Here is a 20,529-nt window from a genome sequence, read left to right on the forward strand (position 1 = left end):
TGAGTTGTAGTTGATTTGTAATGAATAAAAAATTATAACAAATGTTTATTTTATTCTCATATACTGTGTTTATATATAATATATATGAAGATTTATAAGTATGCGCAGTTTACTTGAAATTGGTTGTAGCGAGGAGAAATAATGTCAGAGCGTAAAGATTTATATGGTGATAATAAACCAAAGAGAACACTTCGTAAGGCTCATGCTGTGAAGCGTTCTCGTGCTTTACGTAGGGGAGTTGCTGGAGTTGCTGTTGCTTCAACTTTGGCAATGATGCTGCCGTCTGTTGTGGCTTCCGCGCTTCAGCCTACCCAAAAAGATATTATTGATGCGTCTAATACGACGCAAAAAATGGGCAAAGGTAAGCCTGATGTAGAAGAATTGAACATGCAGCGTTGGGGTGCTGGCGTGCTCAAGAAGAGTGCTCAAACACAGAAGTTTGTGGAGCTTGCGCGCCATGATGCACAAATGCAACAGTTGCGCGAGGCACAACAGCGTGAGATTGAGCAGCGTGAAATAAATAAGAGTGAAGCAAAACAGCACGAATCGCAACAACAAGAAGCACAACAGAGCGAAATTGACTCGCAGTTAGGCAGTTCTTCAGAACAGGTTAATTTCGGACATTCTTACAAGACCATTGAGAACGCTCAGAATGCACGTGATTTGCAGAATGCGAAGAATTTGCAAAATGCGAAGAATGTTGAGTCTGCAAATTCTAATAAAGCTTCTAATAGTGTTCAGTCTGCTACGCATACAAATACTTCTGAGATTAAAAATGCAGCTTCAGGTTCAGAGGCAAATGTTACTGAAAATACGGTAAATGCTGTTGGATCTGCTGGATCTGCTGAAGTAAGTGCGCCTGCGTCGGTGCAGAATACAAACGCACAACCTTCAAGCACTCACGCAGAAAATACGAATACAGTAAGTGCTGAAAATAAGCCGAAAGTGCGTAAGCATAGGTCTGTTGAGAGCGGCGATGGTGATTCCAATGGGAGTAGTGTACCTTCTGCGGCAAATTCACCTGCAACTCCGCCTGCATCTCCTGTGACACCTGCAGCTAATACAGTTACACCGTCTACTCCTGTAACTCCTGCAAGTACAGGATCTAACGCTGGTTCTGGAACTGCAGCGAGCCCAAGTACAGATACAACTGCACAAGGCAATACACAAGGGCAAGGTTCACAAGGCTCTGCTCAAGGTTCGCAAGGCTCTGCTCAAAGTTCGCAAAGCAGTGCAGAAGGTGCAACTACAGGCGCCACAGGCGAGAATAAAAACGCTACGCCTTCAGATCCTGGCTCAACACCTGCTCCAGAGTCTAGGTCTGCTTCTACGCCGAACAATCAGCCAACGTCTTCACCTACTTCTACACCGGCCGCTGGCATATCGAACACTGGCACACCAAACGCTCCTGCACCGGCCGCTGGCACATCGACCACTGGCTCAGCAAACGCTCCTGCACCGGCCGCTGGCACATCGAACACTGGCACACCAAACGCTGGCGCAACAAACACAGCAACTGATCCAAACAGCCAGGTAATTAAGCCGAATACAGATAATCTAGAGGCTGACAGCACAGATACAGCCAACAAACAGGTACAAACTGACAAAAAGCCAAGAGCTACGTACAATTTGAAAGTTCGCTACACGATTGGTGGCGCTGCGAATAAGCAGCTTGTGCAGCCGTATGAGCTTACGATTGACAAAGACGGCTTCGATAATCTTGGCAAAGATGGCAAGTACGAATACATTGAGCTTCCAAAGTCTGCTGGATACCGCCCATCTGTATATCATTCCGGTGATTACCAGTACTACGTTAAAAAAGGTGAGGGAGATAACAGCAAGTTTGTTATTGACGATGGCACGGATGCGGATGCTATTCGCTACTTGCGTATAGACAAAAAGCTGATTACTGATTACGCTGTAAAGGAAAGGCCGGCTGTTGGGGGCAACAACGGCGCTCAAGCTCCGCAAACCTCATCATCTCAAGCAACTACAAATCCGCAATCTTCGTCCTCTACAGAGCCAAAAGCAGAAGATGGCATTCAGTACTACGGCGAGTTGAACATCAACTACGCTCCTAAAACAGCTAAGTACTATGTGCGTCACTTGGTGCAGGATCTTGATCATAAGGATGAGTTCCACGATGCTTCAAATTTGGGTATAGGCAAAGTAATTACTGTAAAGTATAAGGATGGCAGTACTGAGAGAATACACGTTACGGAGATTACGGGCACAGTCGGCTCTAATGTAAGCGCTATTTCAACGTATATTCCAGGCTACGAACCAGAGCACAATCTTATTAGCTCGCCACTTTCGGATTCTGAAGATGAAAGCGACAAGCTTATTTTGAACCTTCGCTACTACCGTAAGGCGTATGAAGTTACTTACGATTCTAATGGCGGCACGGATGTTACTGCTCAAAAAGTGTATTACCAGCAACCTGTACCACCAGTTACGAACCCAACTAAGCGCGGTTACACGTTTAAGGGTTGGTCTGTAGTCGATCCTAGCAAAAAGAATGATCCGCTCTATGCTGATGATACTACTATCGCTTCTCTTGATGACTTCAAGATGCCGGATCACAATGTGCAATTCCGCGCTAATTGGGATGCTAACAATACTACCAGCTACCGCGTGAATGTGTGGGTGCAAAAAGCGGATTTGGTTGACAAAGAGAATCCTAATTCGCTTGCAAATTACGACTTTGTTGGTCTTGTTGAGCGCAAGAATGTGAAGACAGATAGCGACGTTGCGCTTAATAATATGGATGATGCTGGCGTTGCTAATGATACTAGTAAGCTTAATGGCACAAGCGAGGATAATTATGTAAGTGCCCCAGAGCTTGGCTTAACTAGAGAAGAGCTTCAGGGTACAGATTCTGACCATGAGACCGGCTTAATTTCAAAGTTCAACTGGATGAACGATAAGCATGTAACAGACTTAGAAGGGTATGATACTAAGAATCCTGGTGCTGCTTCAAACAATGGTAAGGACATATTCACGCGCTACTTCCACGTGAATAAGGATCTCACTAAAAAGCTTAACAGTGAGGAACATTATTTTGTGCCAGGTCGCCCAGATTTAGGCAAACGTAGTAAGTCGAAGCTTTGCGCGGACGACTTAAACAACACTCTTAACTTAGTTTACGACCGCAATACTTACGAGCTTATTTTTGCTAAGCCTGCTGTACTTAAATCTTCAGAAGATGCTGAGCGTTTAAACAATGCTGCTATAAAAAGACTTGACGAAAACGGCAAAACAACTATTTATTGCTATGCTGGCGGCGGCAATTGCTCAGAGAAGTATGATGATAATAACGAAGATGATGATGACAATACAATTAACCACAAAGGTTACCGTGTAAATGTTCGTTATGGTCAGAGTCTTACTGATATTTGGCCTAATGCAAATGAATTAGATTTTAATGAAGATACAGGCTCTCTTGGGTGGCGTATTGGATATGCAGGGGATGTAGAGTTTCGTGATACTCCTCCATTTCGTTTTACTAAAAAAGAATTTGCTGACCCTAAATTCCGTGTAGTGGGTAATAAGCACAATCTTAAAATTAGTGATAATCCTGATAGTGATCCAAATAATACATACGAGTTAAAAGATAATCAGCGTCTGCTTACAGCTGATACCAGTAATATTCAGGTTATGCCTATTCAGGTAATCATTGAAAAGCAAAGTATTGCCTCTGCTAAAAAAGACAATGATTCAGACAATGATTCAGGCAATAATCCAGGCAATGATTCAAGCAATGATTCAAGCGATGATTCAAGCGATGATTCAGGCAATGATCTAGGCAATGATGATTATGTGCTTTCAACGGATTCGTATAGCAAAGATGATACTAGTAACAAGGAATACGATCATAAGTCTTCATCCATAGCTGGTTTTAACTCTGTTAAAAAGACGGGTCGTATAGATATACATGAGGAATATGATTTTGATGATAATCTATTAACAGATTTATATTCACATTCTATCGAATATGAAAAAAATGGTGAAAAAGACTGGGATGATCTAGATGATAATGCTAAAGAAGTTTTTAAGAAAGAGTATCATGTAGGCTTCCGTAATCACTTAGCTGGTGGAGACGAAGACTCAACAGAATATAATGAAAACGGCTACCTTGTATTTAAATACAAGCGCAAGTCGTACTTTGTGCAGTTTTATAATGCGGACGGCAATGCTATAAGTGCTGGTACTGGTAGTAGCGATGTTGCTAAAGAAAAACTGCCGTTTGAGTATAGCTTGACCAAGCGCGGCAATGCTAAATTGAAGGGCAAAGACGCAGACTTGTACTACGACGGTGGCAACGTTAAGTCTTACGATGCTTCTGTAACTAAAGACGATGCTAAAGATACGTCTAAGCAGTTAGATGGCAAGTACACTTTCACGCTTAACGGCAAAACTTACTCCATCATTCGCCCTGATTATTTGCCAGAAGATTACGTGTTTAAAGGCTGGGCCGTTGATCAAGCCGGCACTCGGTTTATAAATGGCGAAGACAAAGATATTACAGTGCCAGTCAACGGCATTAAGCTTTACGCTGCGTGGGGTAAGCCAGAAGGTATTAAGCACACTGTAACGCTTAACTACAATATGCCTGAAACCGACGAAAACGGCAAAGAGAAATCTGGAACAAACGTAGTTACGAAAAAGCAGTTCGATCACTACTATGTTATTAAGGAAAATAAAGATATAAAGGTTCCAACTCGCAAAGGCTACGACTTCTACGGCTGGGAAATTGACAAGAACGGCACAAAACTTCCGTACGCTTTCGGCAACAAAGTAGTAGAAGATATAACGCTTAAAGCAGTGTGGATTGAGGATACTCGCTACAACGGCACTTTTAAGCACATATTCTTAAAGCCTGGGTACACGTTTGATGACTATAAAAAAGAGGGTCTTTCAGACGCACAAAAAGCCGCGATGGTGGACCACGTTTCTACTCAAACTGTTTCCGGCTTGCGTGAGCATTTGCGCTACAATGCGGAAGCAGTCTACAGTGACGAAACGCACTTCTCAGATAAGCAGTTCACAAGCTTTGAAGCCTCGAGTGACGAGAATAAGAATACTGGCGAGTTTATTTACCAAACGTACAATACGCGCAAGTATAAGGTTCGCTATGTAACTATTGGTGAGGATGGCAAAGAAAAGGATCTTCTTCCTGAAAGCGAAGTCAGCTCTGTAAACAGAAAGTATGACGTAGCGTTCTACAAGCCGATTGAAGGCTTTATGCCGGAAACTACGCAGCAGAATATTGAATACGCTACTGACGAAGATGGCAAGCAGATTGGCGAAAAAACAATCACCTTCAAATATAAAGACGTTCGCGTGCTTAAGCGCAAGTGTTATCCTCCTAAGGATATTGAGCATCCTAAGGATACTGAGTATCAGGATCCTAAGCATCCTCAGTATCGCCCGGATCACTACACGCGCTACGTGTTTAAAGTGGCCAAAGACCAAAGCTCTATGGGTAGCGTTGTTGACTGGCAAGGAAGTAAGGTAGCTGACGGCTCTGCTCTTGTGTACGACGCAATTAAGGGCACGAAGGCATATCAGATGCCGCTTCCAACAGTAAAAGCGAAGCCTGGATTTGAGTTTGTAAAATGGACTTCGCAAATCGGTTCGTATGCCCCTGGCTCTACGGAGATTAAGTATGCTACCGGCTTAGAGCGCTTGCCGATTCGCTCCGAAGAGCAGAACGGTCCTGAAGTAATTTACACCGCTAACTTCAAGCTAAAAGCTCCTGTTGCCGCAGCTCCGCAAGTGCTTACGCCAACTGAACAGATTAGTACTACAAGTGGAGAGTCTGCTAAGAGGCTTATAACGAATGCTGATGAGTATCCAGAGGGTGCTACGTTCAGCTTTGCGCCTGGCGAAAAGTTTGACAGCACTCCGGGCTTGCACAAGATTAAAGTGCAAGTGAAGCTTGGCGGCGAAAAGCCAGCTGAAGCTGAAGTGCTGTACCGAGTGCTTCCAGATTTGGTGTACGCAAGCGATTGGGATAAGTTTAAGGCTACAGAGTACGGCAGCAAGAATGCTAACGACTACGTTCCAATTACCTTTACCGGCAAGAATGATGAAGGCACTATTATTGGTCACGATACGACTGACACTACTCATCCTGCTGGCGGAACAACTACGCTTACTGCGTACGTTTATAAAGGTAAGGATGTTAGAATCCGCGTGCCGCAAGCTTTCGGCATGGATCATGGTAAAGATAAATACCACTATGTGTTTAAGGGCTGGGCGACTAGGGTTGTAGAGCCGACTGTTGAGAATCCGAATCCAGAGCAGAAGTTTGACATAAATTCAAGCGACCGCTACTCGGATGCGAATTTGCAAGACGGTGTAACTTACCACGCTGTTTACAAGAAGATTGACTACTTCTCCAATTCGTCTGACGGTGGTGAAGTTCCTAAGGATGCTGTAGTTGCAATCTTCAAGCCTGCTCCAGGTAGATTGTGGGATGACAAAACAAGTGGCCCTAAGGTGTTCTACGTAAAGAAGGGCACTGATCTTGAAAAGATTACAAAAGACGGAAGTAATGCATTAGACTGGCTTAATAATCAGCTAACTGGTGCTAAGGGAACTTGGTCTCGAAGCAGCATGCGTAATGATGGTAAGCCAGTTGATGCTATTCCAAATGTTGCTGAATCTAAAGGCAAGTGGATTGTTAACGAATCATTCCAAGAGTTCGTTGCAGATCAGGAGCCTTTATCTACTCCAGAAGTTGAGAGTAATACTTTGCTTGCAATTCGTGGAGATAAAACGACTCTTCCAGAGCCAAAAGATTACATTGCTAATTATTCTGTTTTTGACGGCGATAATAAGAATCCAAATGTAGAGAGTGTAACAGTTGAGTATGCATCTACTGCTCCGACTGTTGATAAAGCTGGCGTTTACACTGTTCCGTTAATAGTTAGTGTTAAGTATAAAGACGTGGAAAAGCCTGTTCCTTATAAGACTGTTGGCAAGCTTAAAGTAATGCACGACTTGATTTACGGTGAAAATGTAAAGGATCTTGGCGCTAATCCAACTAAAGATGATCAATCTGAGCATGACAAAATAGCTAGTGAGTATAAGAAGGTTAACTTCATTACGAATAATAGTTATGGAACTATGGCTAGTGGTTCTCGAACCTTGTTCTACGCACATACGAACAAGACTTCTGGCGTGCGCGCACCTCAGGCTATTGGCAAGGATTATGACGCTGATGGCTACCATTACGAGTTCGTTGGTTGGAAGAAGCTTGATAGCTTTACAAAAGATAACAGTAGTGCTGAGACTCTTACTACGGATAACGTTAAGTCAAACGAAATTTTGCAAAGCTCAAGCATATCGACAAATAAATATGATGCTAACACTACGTATCAAGCGGTTTATAAGCGCGTAGAGAACGTAATCGACGCTTCCAAGCAAGACGAGATTCCAGACGGTTACGTTGCGACCATATTCCTTCCAGGATTTGGTAGAACGTGGGCTGACGGTTCGTATAAGCCAAAACTGCTGTATATTCGTCACGGAAAAGATAAAGAAGATAACATTAAGTTTGCTAAGAAGGTTGCAAGCGACACTGCTGCAACGCTTTCCGGTTTTACAAAGTGGCAAATGTATAATGCAAGAGGCGATAAGTCGAACATATTCTTACATGACAATTGGGATATTAGTAAGCCGCGCATCTTCGTTGCTGAGCAAAATGGCGTTGATGATGTGAAGATTCCAGAAACAGTTATTGGCGTTGGAGATGAGATTCCAAACGCTAATAAGCTCGTACATAACACTGACCCTAAAGTGAGTGTATCTATAGATGATAGCTCTACGGTTGATGTTTCAAAGCCTGGAATTTCAACAATTATGGTGAATGTCACTAAGCCTATTGATGAAACTGATTCTAGTGGTAAACAAAAAACTGTTACAACTAAGTTGCCTGTGCGCGTGTACGTTTTGCCTAAAGTTATTGCAAATAACGATTTGCCAGCTGAAGGCACTGCTGCAGCTAAGTTCATAGAAAAGAACTATACGAAGGTGACGTATGTAGCTGGAGATGGCGGAAGTTTGCAAAAATCGCCTCTTGAAAATGCTGGTAGCGAGCCAGTTTCAGTATATTGGGTGCGAAATGACGCTAATGGTTTCCTTATGCAGGTTCCAGATGTGCTTGCAGATAAGGGCTACGTGTTCAAGAATTGGACTTCTATTACGAATGAGACTCCAGCAGTTCCAGCAGATAAGCGCAAGGCTACAGAAGAAGAACGCGAAGCTTTGGCTCGTTTGGCTAAGATTGACGGAATGCACTATGTTGCAAAGCTGATCAGTGATTCGCGTAACTCTACGCTTTCTGCTTTGCAAAATCTGCTGAACGATGCGCAAAAGCAACATGCTGCGCAAGTCTACAATGCTAAGCGTGAAGAATTAGCTAAGATTGCCGAAAGTAAGGGTAACACTGATCTAGCTTCTAACATTCGTAAGTCTAACGATTCATTGCAAAATATTAAGAATAATATGCTTACACAAGAAGGCATTGATGTTGATGAAATCGTTGAGCATAATCGTGAAAAAGCTTTGCTTGCAAAAATTGCTAAAGAAGCTGGAAATGAAACACTTGCTGAAGAAATTAGTAAGTCTAATGATTCCTTGGACGATTTGAGTAAGAAGCTAGAGAATGCAGGAATAGACTTAGCTGAATATGACAAGCTTACTTTTGATAAGAAGAAAGAAGCGTTAGCTCGGTTTGCGGATATTAACGGCTTACATTACGTAGCTAGTATTATTCGCGCTAGCCACGAATCTTCTTTGGAAGCTTTCAAGAATCTTATAAAATCTGCTAAGCCAGATGTGAAGATTCCAGCCTATAAGGTCAATGAAGAAGATTACGCTTCGGAAGAACAGCGCGAGCTTCTTATACAAATTGCAGAAGAAAAGGAAAGGCCTGATATTGCGGCTAAAATTAGGCTTTTGCATAGCTCGACTTTGCAAGATTTGAAGAAACTCTTTGCTGATGAGCATGTGGATTTGTATGCTATTCCTGACGCTAAGCCAAAGAAAGAAATCACTATTACTGCAAACTTCGAGAAGATGGATCCTGTGGAGTTTAAGTTTAGCGGCAAGGCGATTGAGGGTGTTCCTGCAACGTTTACACTTGCAAACTTAACTAAGGGAGTTCTTAAAGATGACGGAACGCCGGATATTAATAACACAAAGATTACGGTAGACAGCAAGGAAGTAAATATTAACGAGTTAGTTCCTCAAGGCTTGATTTCTGTAAACGGCATTAACGCAAATTGCGCTGGCACTGCTTGCACGATTTCCGGCACTCCAAAGATTCTAAACGGAAAGCCAAAAGTTGAGCTAACGTTTACTACTACCGATAAGTACGGTCGCGAAGCGAAAGTTACTGTTGAAATTGATGTGATTTCTGAGAGCAAACCTGCTCCGGCACCTGTACCAACTCCTCCAACTCCAGCACCTGTGCCAACGCCTGAGATTCCGTTTGTGCCAGATTTTGCGCCTTCTGTGATTCCTGAAGCTCAAGTTATGGAGCCTGAGGTTGAGCAGCCTGAAACAGAAGAGTCACAACCAGAGCCAGAGTCAAAGCCTGTGCTCGCCAAGACTGGTAGTGACACGTCTAGAGTTGCATCCGCTGGTATTTTGTCGGCAGCAATCGCAGCAATTGGTCTCACGGTTGTAAAGACTGGCAAGCACCATCGCAAGCGTCGCAATAATAAATAATTTATTTAAATTTGGAGCGTTTGAATTTTTCATGCGCTCCATTTTTATGCGAATTATAAGCGCGTCGAGGGTGGTGACTAAAATAACGAAGGTTCCGGTTCACGCTTAGCTATTGGGGCTTTGCGACCCGGGTCGCCCGAATTCCATAGGAGACATTATGAAGCAGGGTATTCATCCCGACTATCACGCAGTGCAGGTTACCTGCTCTTGCGGAGACACTTTCGTAACTCGTTCCACCGCTGATGGAGATCACATGACGGTTGACGTGTGCTCAAAGTGCCACCCATTCTATACCGGCAAGCAGAAGATTCTCGACACCGGCGGCCGCGTGGCTCGCTTCGAGAAGCGCTACGGTAAGAAGACTAAGTAGCTTTTGTGACGCCAGCCCTGCTTTCGTGTAACTCGCGGAATCGGGGCTGGCGTTTTATGTGTTAAATTAAATATTTTTAACTTAAGGAATATGATGGCTGAGTCAGTAGAGGAACAGTTCCCGGCAGCAGTTACCGCGTTAGAAGAGTATCGCGATATTGAAAGTCGTATGGGTAGTCCGGAAGTTGCATCAAATCCGGACGCTATTCGAAAACTCGGCCGCAGGCATGCAGAACTCGGCTCAATCGTAAACGCTTACCTCAACTACAAGCAGCTTTGCGACGACTTTGAAGCAGCAAACGAGATGGCAAGCGACGATCCAGATTTCGCTGAAGAAGCTAAGCGATTAGAAGAGCAGCTTCCAGCAGCAAAAGAAAAGCTTCGCACGGCGCTAATTCCTAGGGATCCGGATGATGCGCGCGATATGATTATGGAAATTAAAGCTGGCACAGGCGGCGAAGAAGCTGCATTATTTGCTGGCGATTTATTGCGTATGTACATGCGTTACGCAGAAAAGCGCGGCTGGACTACCGTAATCCAAAGCGAAAATTCAACGGAACTTGGTGGCGTAAAAGACGTTCAGCTTGCGATTCGCGCAAAAGGCACGCCTGCTCCAGAAGACGGCGTGTGGGCAAGCATGAAGTATGAGGGCGGCGTTCATCGCGTGCAACGAATCCCAGTTACTGAATCGCAGGGGCGCATTCAAACTTCCGCAGCCGGCGTAATCGTGTTCCCGGAAGCAGATGAAGATGACGACGAAATTGAAATCGATCCAAAAGATTTGAAGATCGACATTTTCATGAGCTCCGGTCCTGGCGGACAGTCCGTGAACACTACTTATTCCGCGGTTCGCATGACGCATATTCCAACCGGAATTGTTGTTAGCATGCAAGATGAAAAGTCGCAGATTCAAAACCGTGCGGCAGCACTTCGCGTATTAAAGTCTCGTTTGCTTGCTATGAAGCACGAGCAGGAAGCGGCTGAGGCGGCAGATATGCGTCACTCGCAGGTGCGCTCGTTGGACCGTTCTGAGCGAATCCGCACGTACAATTTCCCAGAAAATCGTATTGTGGATCATCGCACGAATTACAAGGCTTACAATCTTGACCAGGTTCTTGACGGCGATTTGCAGCCTGTTATCGACAGTGATATTCAGGCGGATGAAGCTGACCGCTTAGCGCAAGCCAAGTAATAAGTAATATCCTTTAAACTTGTTGCTTGTTTTAGCTTGTGTTAGTTTGTGTTAGCTCGTAGAAATTAGCTTCTAGGAATTGCTTGTATTATGCGCGAACTTTTGCAAAATGCTATTGCGCGTCTTCGTGAAGCAGGCGTTGAGTCTGCGGAATACGACGCGCGTTTGCTGCTGGGTAAAGCTTGCGGCGTAAGCTTAGCTGAGCTGAACAAGGCGCTAATACTTGGCGATTTAACCGATTTTTCGCCCGATTATGCTAGAAAATATAGCGAGTTTGTAGCTAGGCGTGCTTCTCGCGAGCCGTTGCAGCACATTGTTGGCCGCGCGCCTTTTCGCTACTTAGATTTGCAAGTTGGCAAAGGCGTTTTTGTGCCGCGGCCCGAAACGGAAATTGTTGTTGATGCTGGCTTGGATTGGTTGCGCGAATCTGGTATTAGCAAGCCTACGGTAGTCGATTTATGTGCAGGTTCGGGAGCGATCGGATTGTCGATTGCAACGGAAGTTGCAGACGCGCAAGTGTGGGCTGTAGAAAAATCTCCTGAAGCTTTTCAATATTTGCGAAAAAATTTTGAAGAAACTGCAAAGAATTACGAAAATATGCAGATTTCCAGTCGATACCATGCTGTTCTTGCAGATGCAACCAAAGCGCATATTTCGGATTTAACTCCGGAACTTCACGCAATTTGCGGCAAAGCAGACTTAGTCATTACAAATCCTCCATACGTGCCAGAAAATCAAGTGCCGGAACAGGTTGAAGTGCGAGAATATGATCCTCCGCTTGCGTTGTACGGTGGTTCTGCGGACGGTTTAGCTATTCCGGAACAGATTATGCACGTGGCTTTTGAGCTGCTTCGCTGCGGGGGAGCGATGGTGATGGAACACGATATTTCGCAAGGAGATGCGCTTAAAAAGTATGCGGAAAGCGTAGGTTTTTCGCGTGCTAGAGTTGGAAATGACTTAACTGGCAGACCGCGATACACTTTTGCGCAAAAGTAAGATTTGACTAAAACGAAAGATTTGACTCAAACTAAAGACTTGACTCAAACGAAAGACTTGACTCAAACAGAATAAAATAAGCAAATAAACAAAAGCAACAAGATAAATAAAAGCAACAAAAGAGGCAAAAATGAGCAAAATTTGCAATATCAACGAGGAATCACTGCAAATGGCAGCGCAAATTATTAACGAGGGTGGCGTAATCGTAGTACCAACTGACACCGTGTACGGCGTTGCTTGCGACCCGTTTAACGAAGCTGCAGTTGCAAAAATTTACGACCTTAAGCGCAGACCGCGCACGAAGGCGCTGCAAATTTTAATGAGCGGAGTGAAAGATTTAGAAAAACTTGGGCTGTATTTGCCGTCTCCACTGGATATTTTAGGCAAAAAGTTCCTTCCGGGTGGATATTCTCCGATTGCGCGCGCGAAGAAAGGCTCGGTTGCTTCAAAGCTTGCAACGCTGTGCAAAACGAATGAAACTGATGAGAAAACTCAAGCAACTCAAGCAACTCAAGCAGCTGAAGCAACTCAAGGCGTGCGCGTGCCGGATTGCCCGGAATTAATGCAAATTCTGCGCGTTACAGGTCCTTTGGCTGCTTCTAGCGCGAATCGCAGCGGTAACGAAAGTGCAGACAGTGTGGAAGAAGCGTTTGCGGCTTTCGGCAACGAAATTCCGCTGTATTTGAACGCAGGTCCGACTCGCTCGCACGTGGCAAGCACGGTAGTTGGCGCGGATTCAAACGATAAAGACGGCATTGTGATTTTGCGCGAAGGTGTGATTTCGGAGAGCGAAATTCGCAATGCGTTAAGTGAGTAAGTTTATTAACTTATTTCTGGTACTAAATTTCTGGTACTAACAAATCGCTACAATCAAAATAAGCAAGCGAAAAATTTAGTAAACGCTGCTAAAACCAACGAAGTAATCGCATAGCAAAGGACGCATTCATGAGGGTATACCTGTTTATTGCAGCAATTGCAGGCGGTGCTACGTGGCTTATTATGCCTCTTGTTCGTCACCTTGCAATCCGCATGGGTGCTGTTGGCAAAGTTCGCGCTCGCGACGTGCATACTATTCCAACGCCACGTATGGGTGGTGTAGGTATGCTTTTTGGTTTCGCAGTTGCGATGGCTTTCGCTAGTTCTATGCCGTTTATTTCCGGGCTTTTTGCAGGAACGCACCAGCCGTGGGTTGTGCTAGCAGGAGCCGTTATGATATGCCTGCTTGGGGTATGTGACGACATTTGGGATTTAGATTGGATGCTAAAGCTTGCCGGTCAGCTGCTTATAGCTGTTTTTGTAGCGTGGGGAGGGTTGCAAATTGTAACTTTGCCGCTCGGCTCGCTCGTAACGGCATCTCCAAGCGTGTCAATCGCAATAACTGCAATACTAATCGTTGCTTCAATTAATGCAGTAAATTTTGTAGACGGATTAGACGGCTTGGCTTCTGGAATTGTTGCAATCGGAGGAATTGCCTTCGCAACATACTCTTACATGCTTGCGCGCACGTCGCCATCCTACGCATCAATGGCAACACTTATTGACGTTGCAATGGTAGGTATGTGCGTCGGATTTATCATGCACAATTGGCACCCTGCGAAACTTTTTATGGGCGATTCCGGCTCCATGCTAATCGGCTACTTAATTACTTGCGCGTCGATTATTATGACTGGCCATTTGGATCCGTCCGCCGTTCACACGAGTATTTATTTGCCTGTATTTATGCCGATTTTGTTGCCGATTCTTGTGCTGTTCTTGCCGGTTCTCGACATGTGTTTGGCGATTTTCAGGCGCGTTGCTAAAGGGCAGTCGCCAATGCACCCGGATCGAATGCACTTGCATCACCGCATGCTGCGCATCGGGCATTCTGTGCAAGGTGCTGTGCTGATTTTGTGGGGATGGGCGGCGCTGATTGCGTTTGGCTCTATTATGATTCTGTTCTTTAAAGCTGTGTATGTGCTTGTTGGAATGATTCTTGCTGCTGCGTTGCTTACTGTGCTCACAATGATGCCGTACTTGCGTCGCCGCCTGCCTGAACTTCGCAATTCGTAGCAACTGCTTAATTTTGTTTTCCTTAATGTGGAGCGAGTTTTGGGTGCGTTTCGGCAAACGTCATAGCAAAAACGTATAGTAACCCTATGGCTACAACTGATATGAACACGGAATCCGTGTATGCTCCTGTTCCACCAATTTTCGAGAAGCTCGGCCTCGCTTATGACGATGTCCTTTTGCTTCCAAACGAAACTGATGTTATTCCGTCCGAAGTGGATACTTCCACTCGTCTGACTCGCGAAATTACCATGAAAGTGCCGACTATTTCGGCAGCTATGGATACTGTTACCGAGTCCGATATGGCTATTGCCATGGCGCGTAACGGTGGCATTGGAGTACTTCACCGCAATCTTTCTATTGATGATCAAGCTGCGCAGGTTGACATTGTTAAGCGCAGCGAGTCGGGAATGATTACCGACCCTCTTACAGTTCATCCAGACGCAACGCTCGCAGATTTAGATAAATTGTGCGGGCGTTTCCATATTTCTGGCTTGCCTGTAGTAGATAGCGAAAATCGTTTAGTTGGTATTATTACCAACCGCGATATGCGTTTTATTGCTTCCGAAGATTACGATCGCTTGAAAGTTAAGGACGTGATGACGCGCGAAAATCTCGTCACTGGTCCTTCTGATATTTCTAAGGAAGATGCTCACCGCTTGCTTGCGGATAACAAGATTGAAAAGTTACCTTTGGTTGATGCTGAAGGTAAGCTTACAGGCTTGATTACTGTTAAGGACTTTGTGAAGACTGAGCAGTATCCGGATGCTACTAAGGATGATCAGGGTCGCTTGCGCGTTGCTGCTGGCATTGGCTTCCTTGGTGATGCTTGGCAGCGTGCGTGCGCTCTTATGGAAGCTGGAGTTGACGTGCTTGTGGTCGATACTGCAAACGGCGAGGCTCGCTTGGCTCTCGACATGATTCGCAGAATTAAGGCAGATAAGGCTTTCGACGGCGTGCAAATTATTGGCGGAAATATTGCAACTCGCCAAGGCGCACAGGCTATGATTGATGCCGGCGTTGACGCTGTAAAGGTTGGCGTTGGCCCAGGTTCTATTTGCACTACGCGTGTTGTTGCAGGCGTTGGTGTACCTCAGCTTACTGCAGTTTACGATGCTGCTCAGGCTTGCAAGGCTGCTGGTATTCCATGCATCGCTGATGGTGGTATTCACTATTCCGGCGATATTGCTAAGGCTTTGGTTGCTGGTGCTGACACCGTTATGCTCGGCGGTACTTTGGCTGGCTGCGAGGAAGCTCCTGGTGAAAAGGTTCTTCTTCACGGCAAGCAGTACAAGCTTTACCGCGGCATGGGTTCGCTTGGTGCAATGGCTCCTCGCGGTAAGAAGTCTTATTCTAAGGATCGTTACTTCCAGGCAGACGTTACCAGCTCCGACAAGGTGGTTCCAGAAGGCGTTGAAGGCGAAGTTCCATATCGCGGTCCACTTAATGCTGTGCTTTACCAATTGCTTGGCGGCTTGCATCAGTCCATGTTCTACGTTGGTGCTCACAATATTAAGGAAATGCAAGAGCGCGGACGCTTTATTCGCATTACTGATGCAGGTCTTCGCGAATCGCATCCTCACGATATTGTGATGACTGCAGAAGCGCCAAACTACAGCGGTTTCCACAACTAAATCGAGTGGTGCGTAAGTTGCGCGTTGTGCGCTATTAAGTCGCGTATAAATCGCGTATAAATCGCAACTATTTTTGCATTAAACGGCGAAAAGTTAAGCAAGTTACTCACAACTTGCCTGCTTTTCGTCGTTTTTAATACGCGCCTCGTCTGTACGAAGATGTAGGCTGATGGGTTCGAAAAAATATTAGGAAAGGAACGAAAATGGCTGAAGCTAAGGAAGATCTTACGTTTACGCCGGAAGAGTCGCGCTTAATTTGGATTGATTGCGAGATGACGGGACTCGATATTTTCCACGACGAATTATGCGAAGTATCTGTAGTTCCAACCGACTTTAATCTGAAAGTTTTGGACGACGGAATTGATTTAGTGATTAAGCCGAGCGATGCTGCTGTGGCTCACATGAACGATTTTGTACGCAATATGCACACTTCTTCCGGACTTGTTGACGAGTGGAATAAGAATGGTTTGCCTTTGGAAGAAGCGCAAAAGCAGGTAGTTGAATACGTAAAGCGCTTCCTGCCGGCTCGCGGAAAAGCTCATCTTGCTGGAAACTCCGTCGGTTCCGACAAAAAGTTCCTCGACCGTTACATGCCAGATTTAATGGCAAATCTGCACTATCGCGTAATCGACGTAAGCACGTTGAAGGAAATTTCGCGCAGGCTTTACCCGGACGTTTACCGCAATAAGCCGGCAAAGCATGGCGGTCACCGTGCGCTCGCGGATATTATTGAGTCTATTGACGAGCTTCGTTACTATCGTGACATGATGTTTGTTCCAGCTCCAGGCCCAAGCGAAGCACAGGCAAAAGCTGGCGCGCAGCATATTGAAAGCACGAGCTTGCTTCGTGACTACGAACGTCGCGGAGAGGCGCTAGAAGACGTAAATTCCGCAGAAAAGCGCGACTACTAAACACAGCGCTACTATTAAATAAAGCGCGACTATTAAACGCAATAAAAGGTACTGCCGATGAAGCAATCCGAAGCTCTAACCATAATCGACGCTGGTGCAAGCGCGTTCATTACCGGCGCTCCGGGTGCAGGTAAAACCTACGTATTAAACGCGGCTATTCGCGAAATGCGAAAAAACGGTTTAAGCGTGGCTGTAACGGCTTCTACCGGAATCGCAGCAACTCATTTAAACGGTCAAACAATTCACTCTTGGAGTGGAGTTGGAGTTGCAAACGCACTTACGGATACGCTTCTTAAAACCATTAGAGCTAGGCGAGGAAAGCGCATAAAAGCCACGGACGTGCTCGTGTTGGACGAAGTTTCAATGATACATGCGTGGCTTTTTGACATGGTTGACGAAGTATGCCGTAAAGTGCGCAAAAATCCCGCTCCTTTCGGCGGGCTTCAAGTAGTTATTTCGGGCGACTTCTTCCAGCTGCCTCCTGTTAGCACTTCTATGCGAAATCGTGACGTGTTCGAGCCGAGTCAGGAGTTTATTTCGTCGCGCGAAAAGTATGCTGCAGCTGGAAAAAATCCGGAAGGCTATATTACGGAATCGTTTGCGTGGGACGCTTTGAAACCTGTTGTATGCTACTTAACTGAGCAGCATCGTCAAGATGACGGCAAGTTACTTGATGTTTTAACAGATATTCGTAGCGGTCTCGTAAGTGACGACGATAAGCAAGTGCTTTCCAGCCGTCTTGGCGAATATCCTCAAGATGACGAAGTTGCAGTGCATCTTTTCCCAACGAACTCGCAAGCAGACGGATTAAATAATGCTAAACTTGCGCAAATTGATGCTGATACTCACGAGTTTGTAGCAACGGAAGCCGGCTCTAAAAATCTCGTCGAGCGCTTAAAGAAGAATATGCTTGCTCCGGAGCGTTTAGTTTTAAAGGCTGGGGCTGCTGTGATGGCGTTGAGAAACGACCAGGAAAAGCAGTACGTAAACGGCTCGGTTGGGCGTGTTTTGAGATTTGCTCCTGAATCTAAGGGTGGATGGCCGATTGTTGAGTTTGAAAACGGCAATATTGTAACTCTTAAGCCTGCTGCATGGGAAATGACGGATGGCGAAACGGTACTTGCTAGCGTAAATCAAGTGCCACTTCGTTGTGCGTGGGGAATTACGATTCATAAATCGCAAGGTATGACGCTCGACAGTGCGGTAATGGATTTGCGTAGAACTTTCGCTCCCGGAATGGGATACGTGGCGCTTTCTCGCGTGGAAAATCTGGGTGGGCTTTATCTGGAAGGTATTAATGATCGCGCGTTTAGCGTTTCGGCGGATGCCGTACTGCTTGACGGATCCTTGCGTGATGCTTCAAAGCGTGCGAGTGAGCTGCTTTCTAGCGAGGGCGCAGCTGCTTTCGTAACAAATAATATAGAAGCAGATTTCGCAAATCAGCAAGAGTTTAGTCTTTTTGAAAATGCTGGAGACAGTGTTACGGACGAGTTTTCTTTCGACGATGAGTTTTAGTGCGATACGCGTTTTTACTGGCGCGCGGCTTTTTCTTTACGCGACTGTAAAGTTTTGGTCGGATTTCGCCTAAAAAGCGGCAGAAACTTTACGCGCGTGTACAGAAAAGGTCGGCTACGTGCGAAATAGCGGCTTTTTCTTTACATAGCTGCTTAGTTTATGTCGCTCTGGCAGATTTGCGCGCTCCATGACCTAATCGAAATTACTAATCGAGCATCACTTTTGTTGATGCGCGTAAACAAGTGTTTATGTCCTCATGCGCAAATAGATTGGAACGCATGAATTCCAATGTACTTCGTATGTCTCAGCTGTTCCTTCGTACGCTGCGCGAGGATCCTGCAGACGCGGACGTGACTTCCGCAAAACTTATGCAGCGCGCAGGCTATATTCGTAAATCTGCACCAGGCGTGTGGACTTGGTTGCCGCTCGGACTCAAGGTTTTAAACAAGGTTCAAGCGATTATTCGCGAAGAAATCAACGGTATCGGTGCGCAGGAAGTCCACTTCCCAGCGCTTCTTCCACGTGAGCCTTATGAGGCTACAAACCGTTGGGAAGAATACGGCGATAACATTTTCCGCCTTAAGGATCGTCATGAAGCTGACTATCTTCTTGCTCCAACGCACGAAGAAGTTTTCACGCTCCTTGTTAAGGATATGTATTCTTCGTACAAGGATTTGCCTGTTACTTTGTATCAGATTCAAACGAAGTATCGCGACGAATTCCGTCCTCGCGCAGGTCTTATCCGCGGCCGCGAGTTTATTATGCAGGATGCTTATTCGTTCTCAATTGACGAAGATGGTTTGAAGTCTGCTTACGTTGAAGAGCGCGCTGCTTACGCTCGCATTTTCGACCGTTTGGGCATTAAATACGTGATTGTTCACGCTGTTTCCGGTCCAATGGGCGGTTCTGATTCTGAGGAATTCTTGGCTCCAATGCCAATTGGTGAAGATACTTTTGCGCTCGCTCCTTCCGGAAAAGCTTGGAATGTTGAGGCTCTTACCACTCCAGAAATGTCTGATGTTGATTACTCGGCAACTCCTGCAGCAGAAGCACTCGAAACTCCAGACGCTAAGACGATTGAGGCTTTGGTTAAGGTTTCTAACGATTTGCATCCGCGTAAAGATGGCCGCGAATGGCAAGCAGACGACACTTTGAAGAATCTTATTATTGCTGTTAAGCACCCGGCTGACGCTGAGGGTGGCGAGCATGAGGAGCCATGGCGCGAGATTGTGGCTATTGGTATTCCAGGTGACCGCCAGGTAGATATGAAGCGTCTTGAAGCTCAGTTTGCTCCTGCAGAAATCGAAGAAGCAACTGAGGATGATTTGAAATCTCATCCTGAGTTCGTTAAGGGCTACATTGGATTTAGCGTATTAGGTCCTCAAGCTCGCAAAGAGGGTAGTGGTATTGCAAATCCTGTTCGCTACTTGATGGATGCTCACGTTGCAAAGGGAAGCGCCTGGATTACAGGAGCTGACGAAGAAGGAAAGCATGTTTATAACGCTGTTTATGGCCGCGATTTTGAAGCTGACGGCGTTGTTGAAGCAGCCCAGGTTCGTGACGGCGATATGAGCCCAGATGGTTCCGGTCCGCTTAGCTTCGAACGCGGTGTGGAAATCGGACAGGTGTTCCAGCTTGGCTTAAAGTATTCTAAGGCTTTGGGCTTAAGCGTTCTTAACGAAAACGGTAAAGCTGTGCCAGTTTGGATGGGCTGCTACGGTATTGGCGTTAGCCGCGTGATTGCATGCTTGGCAGAAACGCATCACGATGATGCTGGTCTCGCATGGCCAATGGCAATTGCTCCAGCTCAAGTTCACGTCGTTGCTACGGGCAAGGATCAGGTTGCTTTTGACGCTGCTGAAAAGGTTGTTGAAGAGCTTAGTAAGCAGGGAATTGAAGTAATCTTTGACGACCGTCCAAAGGTTTCTCCAGGCGTAAAGTTTAAGGATGCTGAGCTTGTTGGCGTGCCTCTGATTGCTGTAGCGGGTCGCGATACCGTGAACAATGGCACGATTGAAATCCGCGATCGCAACGGCTCAAATGTTGAAGCAGTTCCAGTTGACGAGGCTGCAAGCCGCATTGTAGAGCGTGTCAAAATACTTTTGAATAAGTAAAATTTGGTGCG

10 protein-coding genes are annotated in these 20,529 nt (G+C 45.6%); all 10 read left to right on the forward strand.

Annotation, left to right across the window (positions count from 1 at the left end; translation table 11 throughout):
* Positions 1–141: 141 nt before the first annotated feature.
* The 10 genes from AC1EK3_RS00480 to AC1EK3_RS00525 all read left to right on the forward strand — a co-directional run bounded on the left by AC1EK3_RS00480 (position 142) and on the right by AC1EK3_RS00525 (position 20,518).
* Complete coding sequence (locus tag AC1EK3_RS00480; protein WP_480033300.1) at positions 142–9,741, forward strand: InlB B-repeat-containing protein; 9,600 nt, start codon at positions 142–144, stop codon at positions 9,739–9,741.
* 157 nt (positions 9,742–9,898) lie between these two features.
* Positions 9,899–10,111, forward strand: coding sequence for a 50S ribosomal protein L31 (gene rpmE / locus AC1EK3_RS00485; RefSeq protein ID WP_004113085.1), 213 nt, complete (start codon positions 9,899–9,901; stop codon positions 10,109–10,111).
* A gap of 93 nt (positions 10,112–10,204) precedes the next feature.
* The gene (gene prfA, locus AC1EK3_RS00490; RefSeq protein ID WP_004118799.1) at positions 10,205–11,302 is read left to right on the forward strand and encodes a peptide chain release factor 1; all 1,098 of its coding nucleotides are present in this window, start codon (positions 10,205–10,207) and stop codon (positions 11,300–11,302) included.
* A gap of 90 nt (positions 11,303–11,392) precedes the next feature.
* Positions 11,393–12,298 (forward strand): peptide chain release factor N(5)-glutamine methyltransferase, encoded by a 906-nt coding sequence (gene prmC / locus AC1EK3_RS00495; RefSeq protein WP_480033299.1) that lies wholly within the window; start codon positions 11,393–11,395, stop codon positions 12,296–12,298.
* Positions 12,299–12,428: 130 nt separating this feature from the next.
* Positions 12,429–13,115: an L-threonylcarbamoyladenylate synthase gene (locus AC1EK3_RS00500; RefSeq protein WP_480033298.1), complete on the forward strand. Its 687-nt coding sequence runs from the start codon at positions 12,429–12,431 to the stop codon at positions 13,113–13,115.
* Positions 13,116–13,243: 128 nt separating this feature from the next.
* A complete protein-coding gene (locus tag AC1EK3_RS00505; RefSeq protein ID WP_004107423.1) occupies positions 13,244–14,347 on the forward strand; it encodes an MraY family glycosyltransferase in 1,104 nt (367 codons plus the stop codon).
* A gap of 86 nt (positions 14,348–14,433) precedes the next feature.
* The gene (gene guaB / locus AC1EK3_RS00510; RefSeq protein ID WP_415687889.1) at positions 14,434–15,978 is read left to right on the forward strand and encodes an IMP dehydrogenase; all 1,545 of its coding nucleotides are present in this window, start codon (positions 14,434–14,436) and stop codon (positions 15,976–15,978) included.
* A 203-nt stretch (positions 15,979–16,181) separates the two neighbouring features.
* Positions 16,182–16,889 (forward strand): oligoribonuclease, encoded by a 708-nt coding sequence (gene orn, locus AC1EK3_RS00515; protein WP_004117685.1) that lies wholly within the window; start codon positions 16,182–16,184, stop codon positions 16,887–16,889.
* A 57-nt stretch (positions 16,890–16,946) separates the two neighbouring features.
* Positions 16,947–18,404, forward strand: a complete 1,458-nt coding sequence (locus AC1EK3_RS00520; protein WP_480033297.1) for a PIF1 family DEAD/DEAH box helicase — start codon at positions 16,947–16,949, stop codon at positions 18,402–18,404.
* 278 nt (positions 18,405–18,682) lie between these two features.
* Positions 18,683–20,518: a proline--tRNA ligase gene (locus tag AC1EK3_RS00525; protein ID WP_480033296.1), complete on the forward strand. Its 1,836-nt coding sequence runs from the start codon at positions 18,683–18,685 to the stop codon at positions 20,516–20,518.
* The last annotated feature ends 11 nt before the right edge of the window (positions 20,519–20,529 follow it).

The organism is Gardnerella sp. C0026F2 (genome assembly GCF_056590715.1).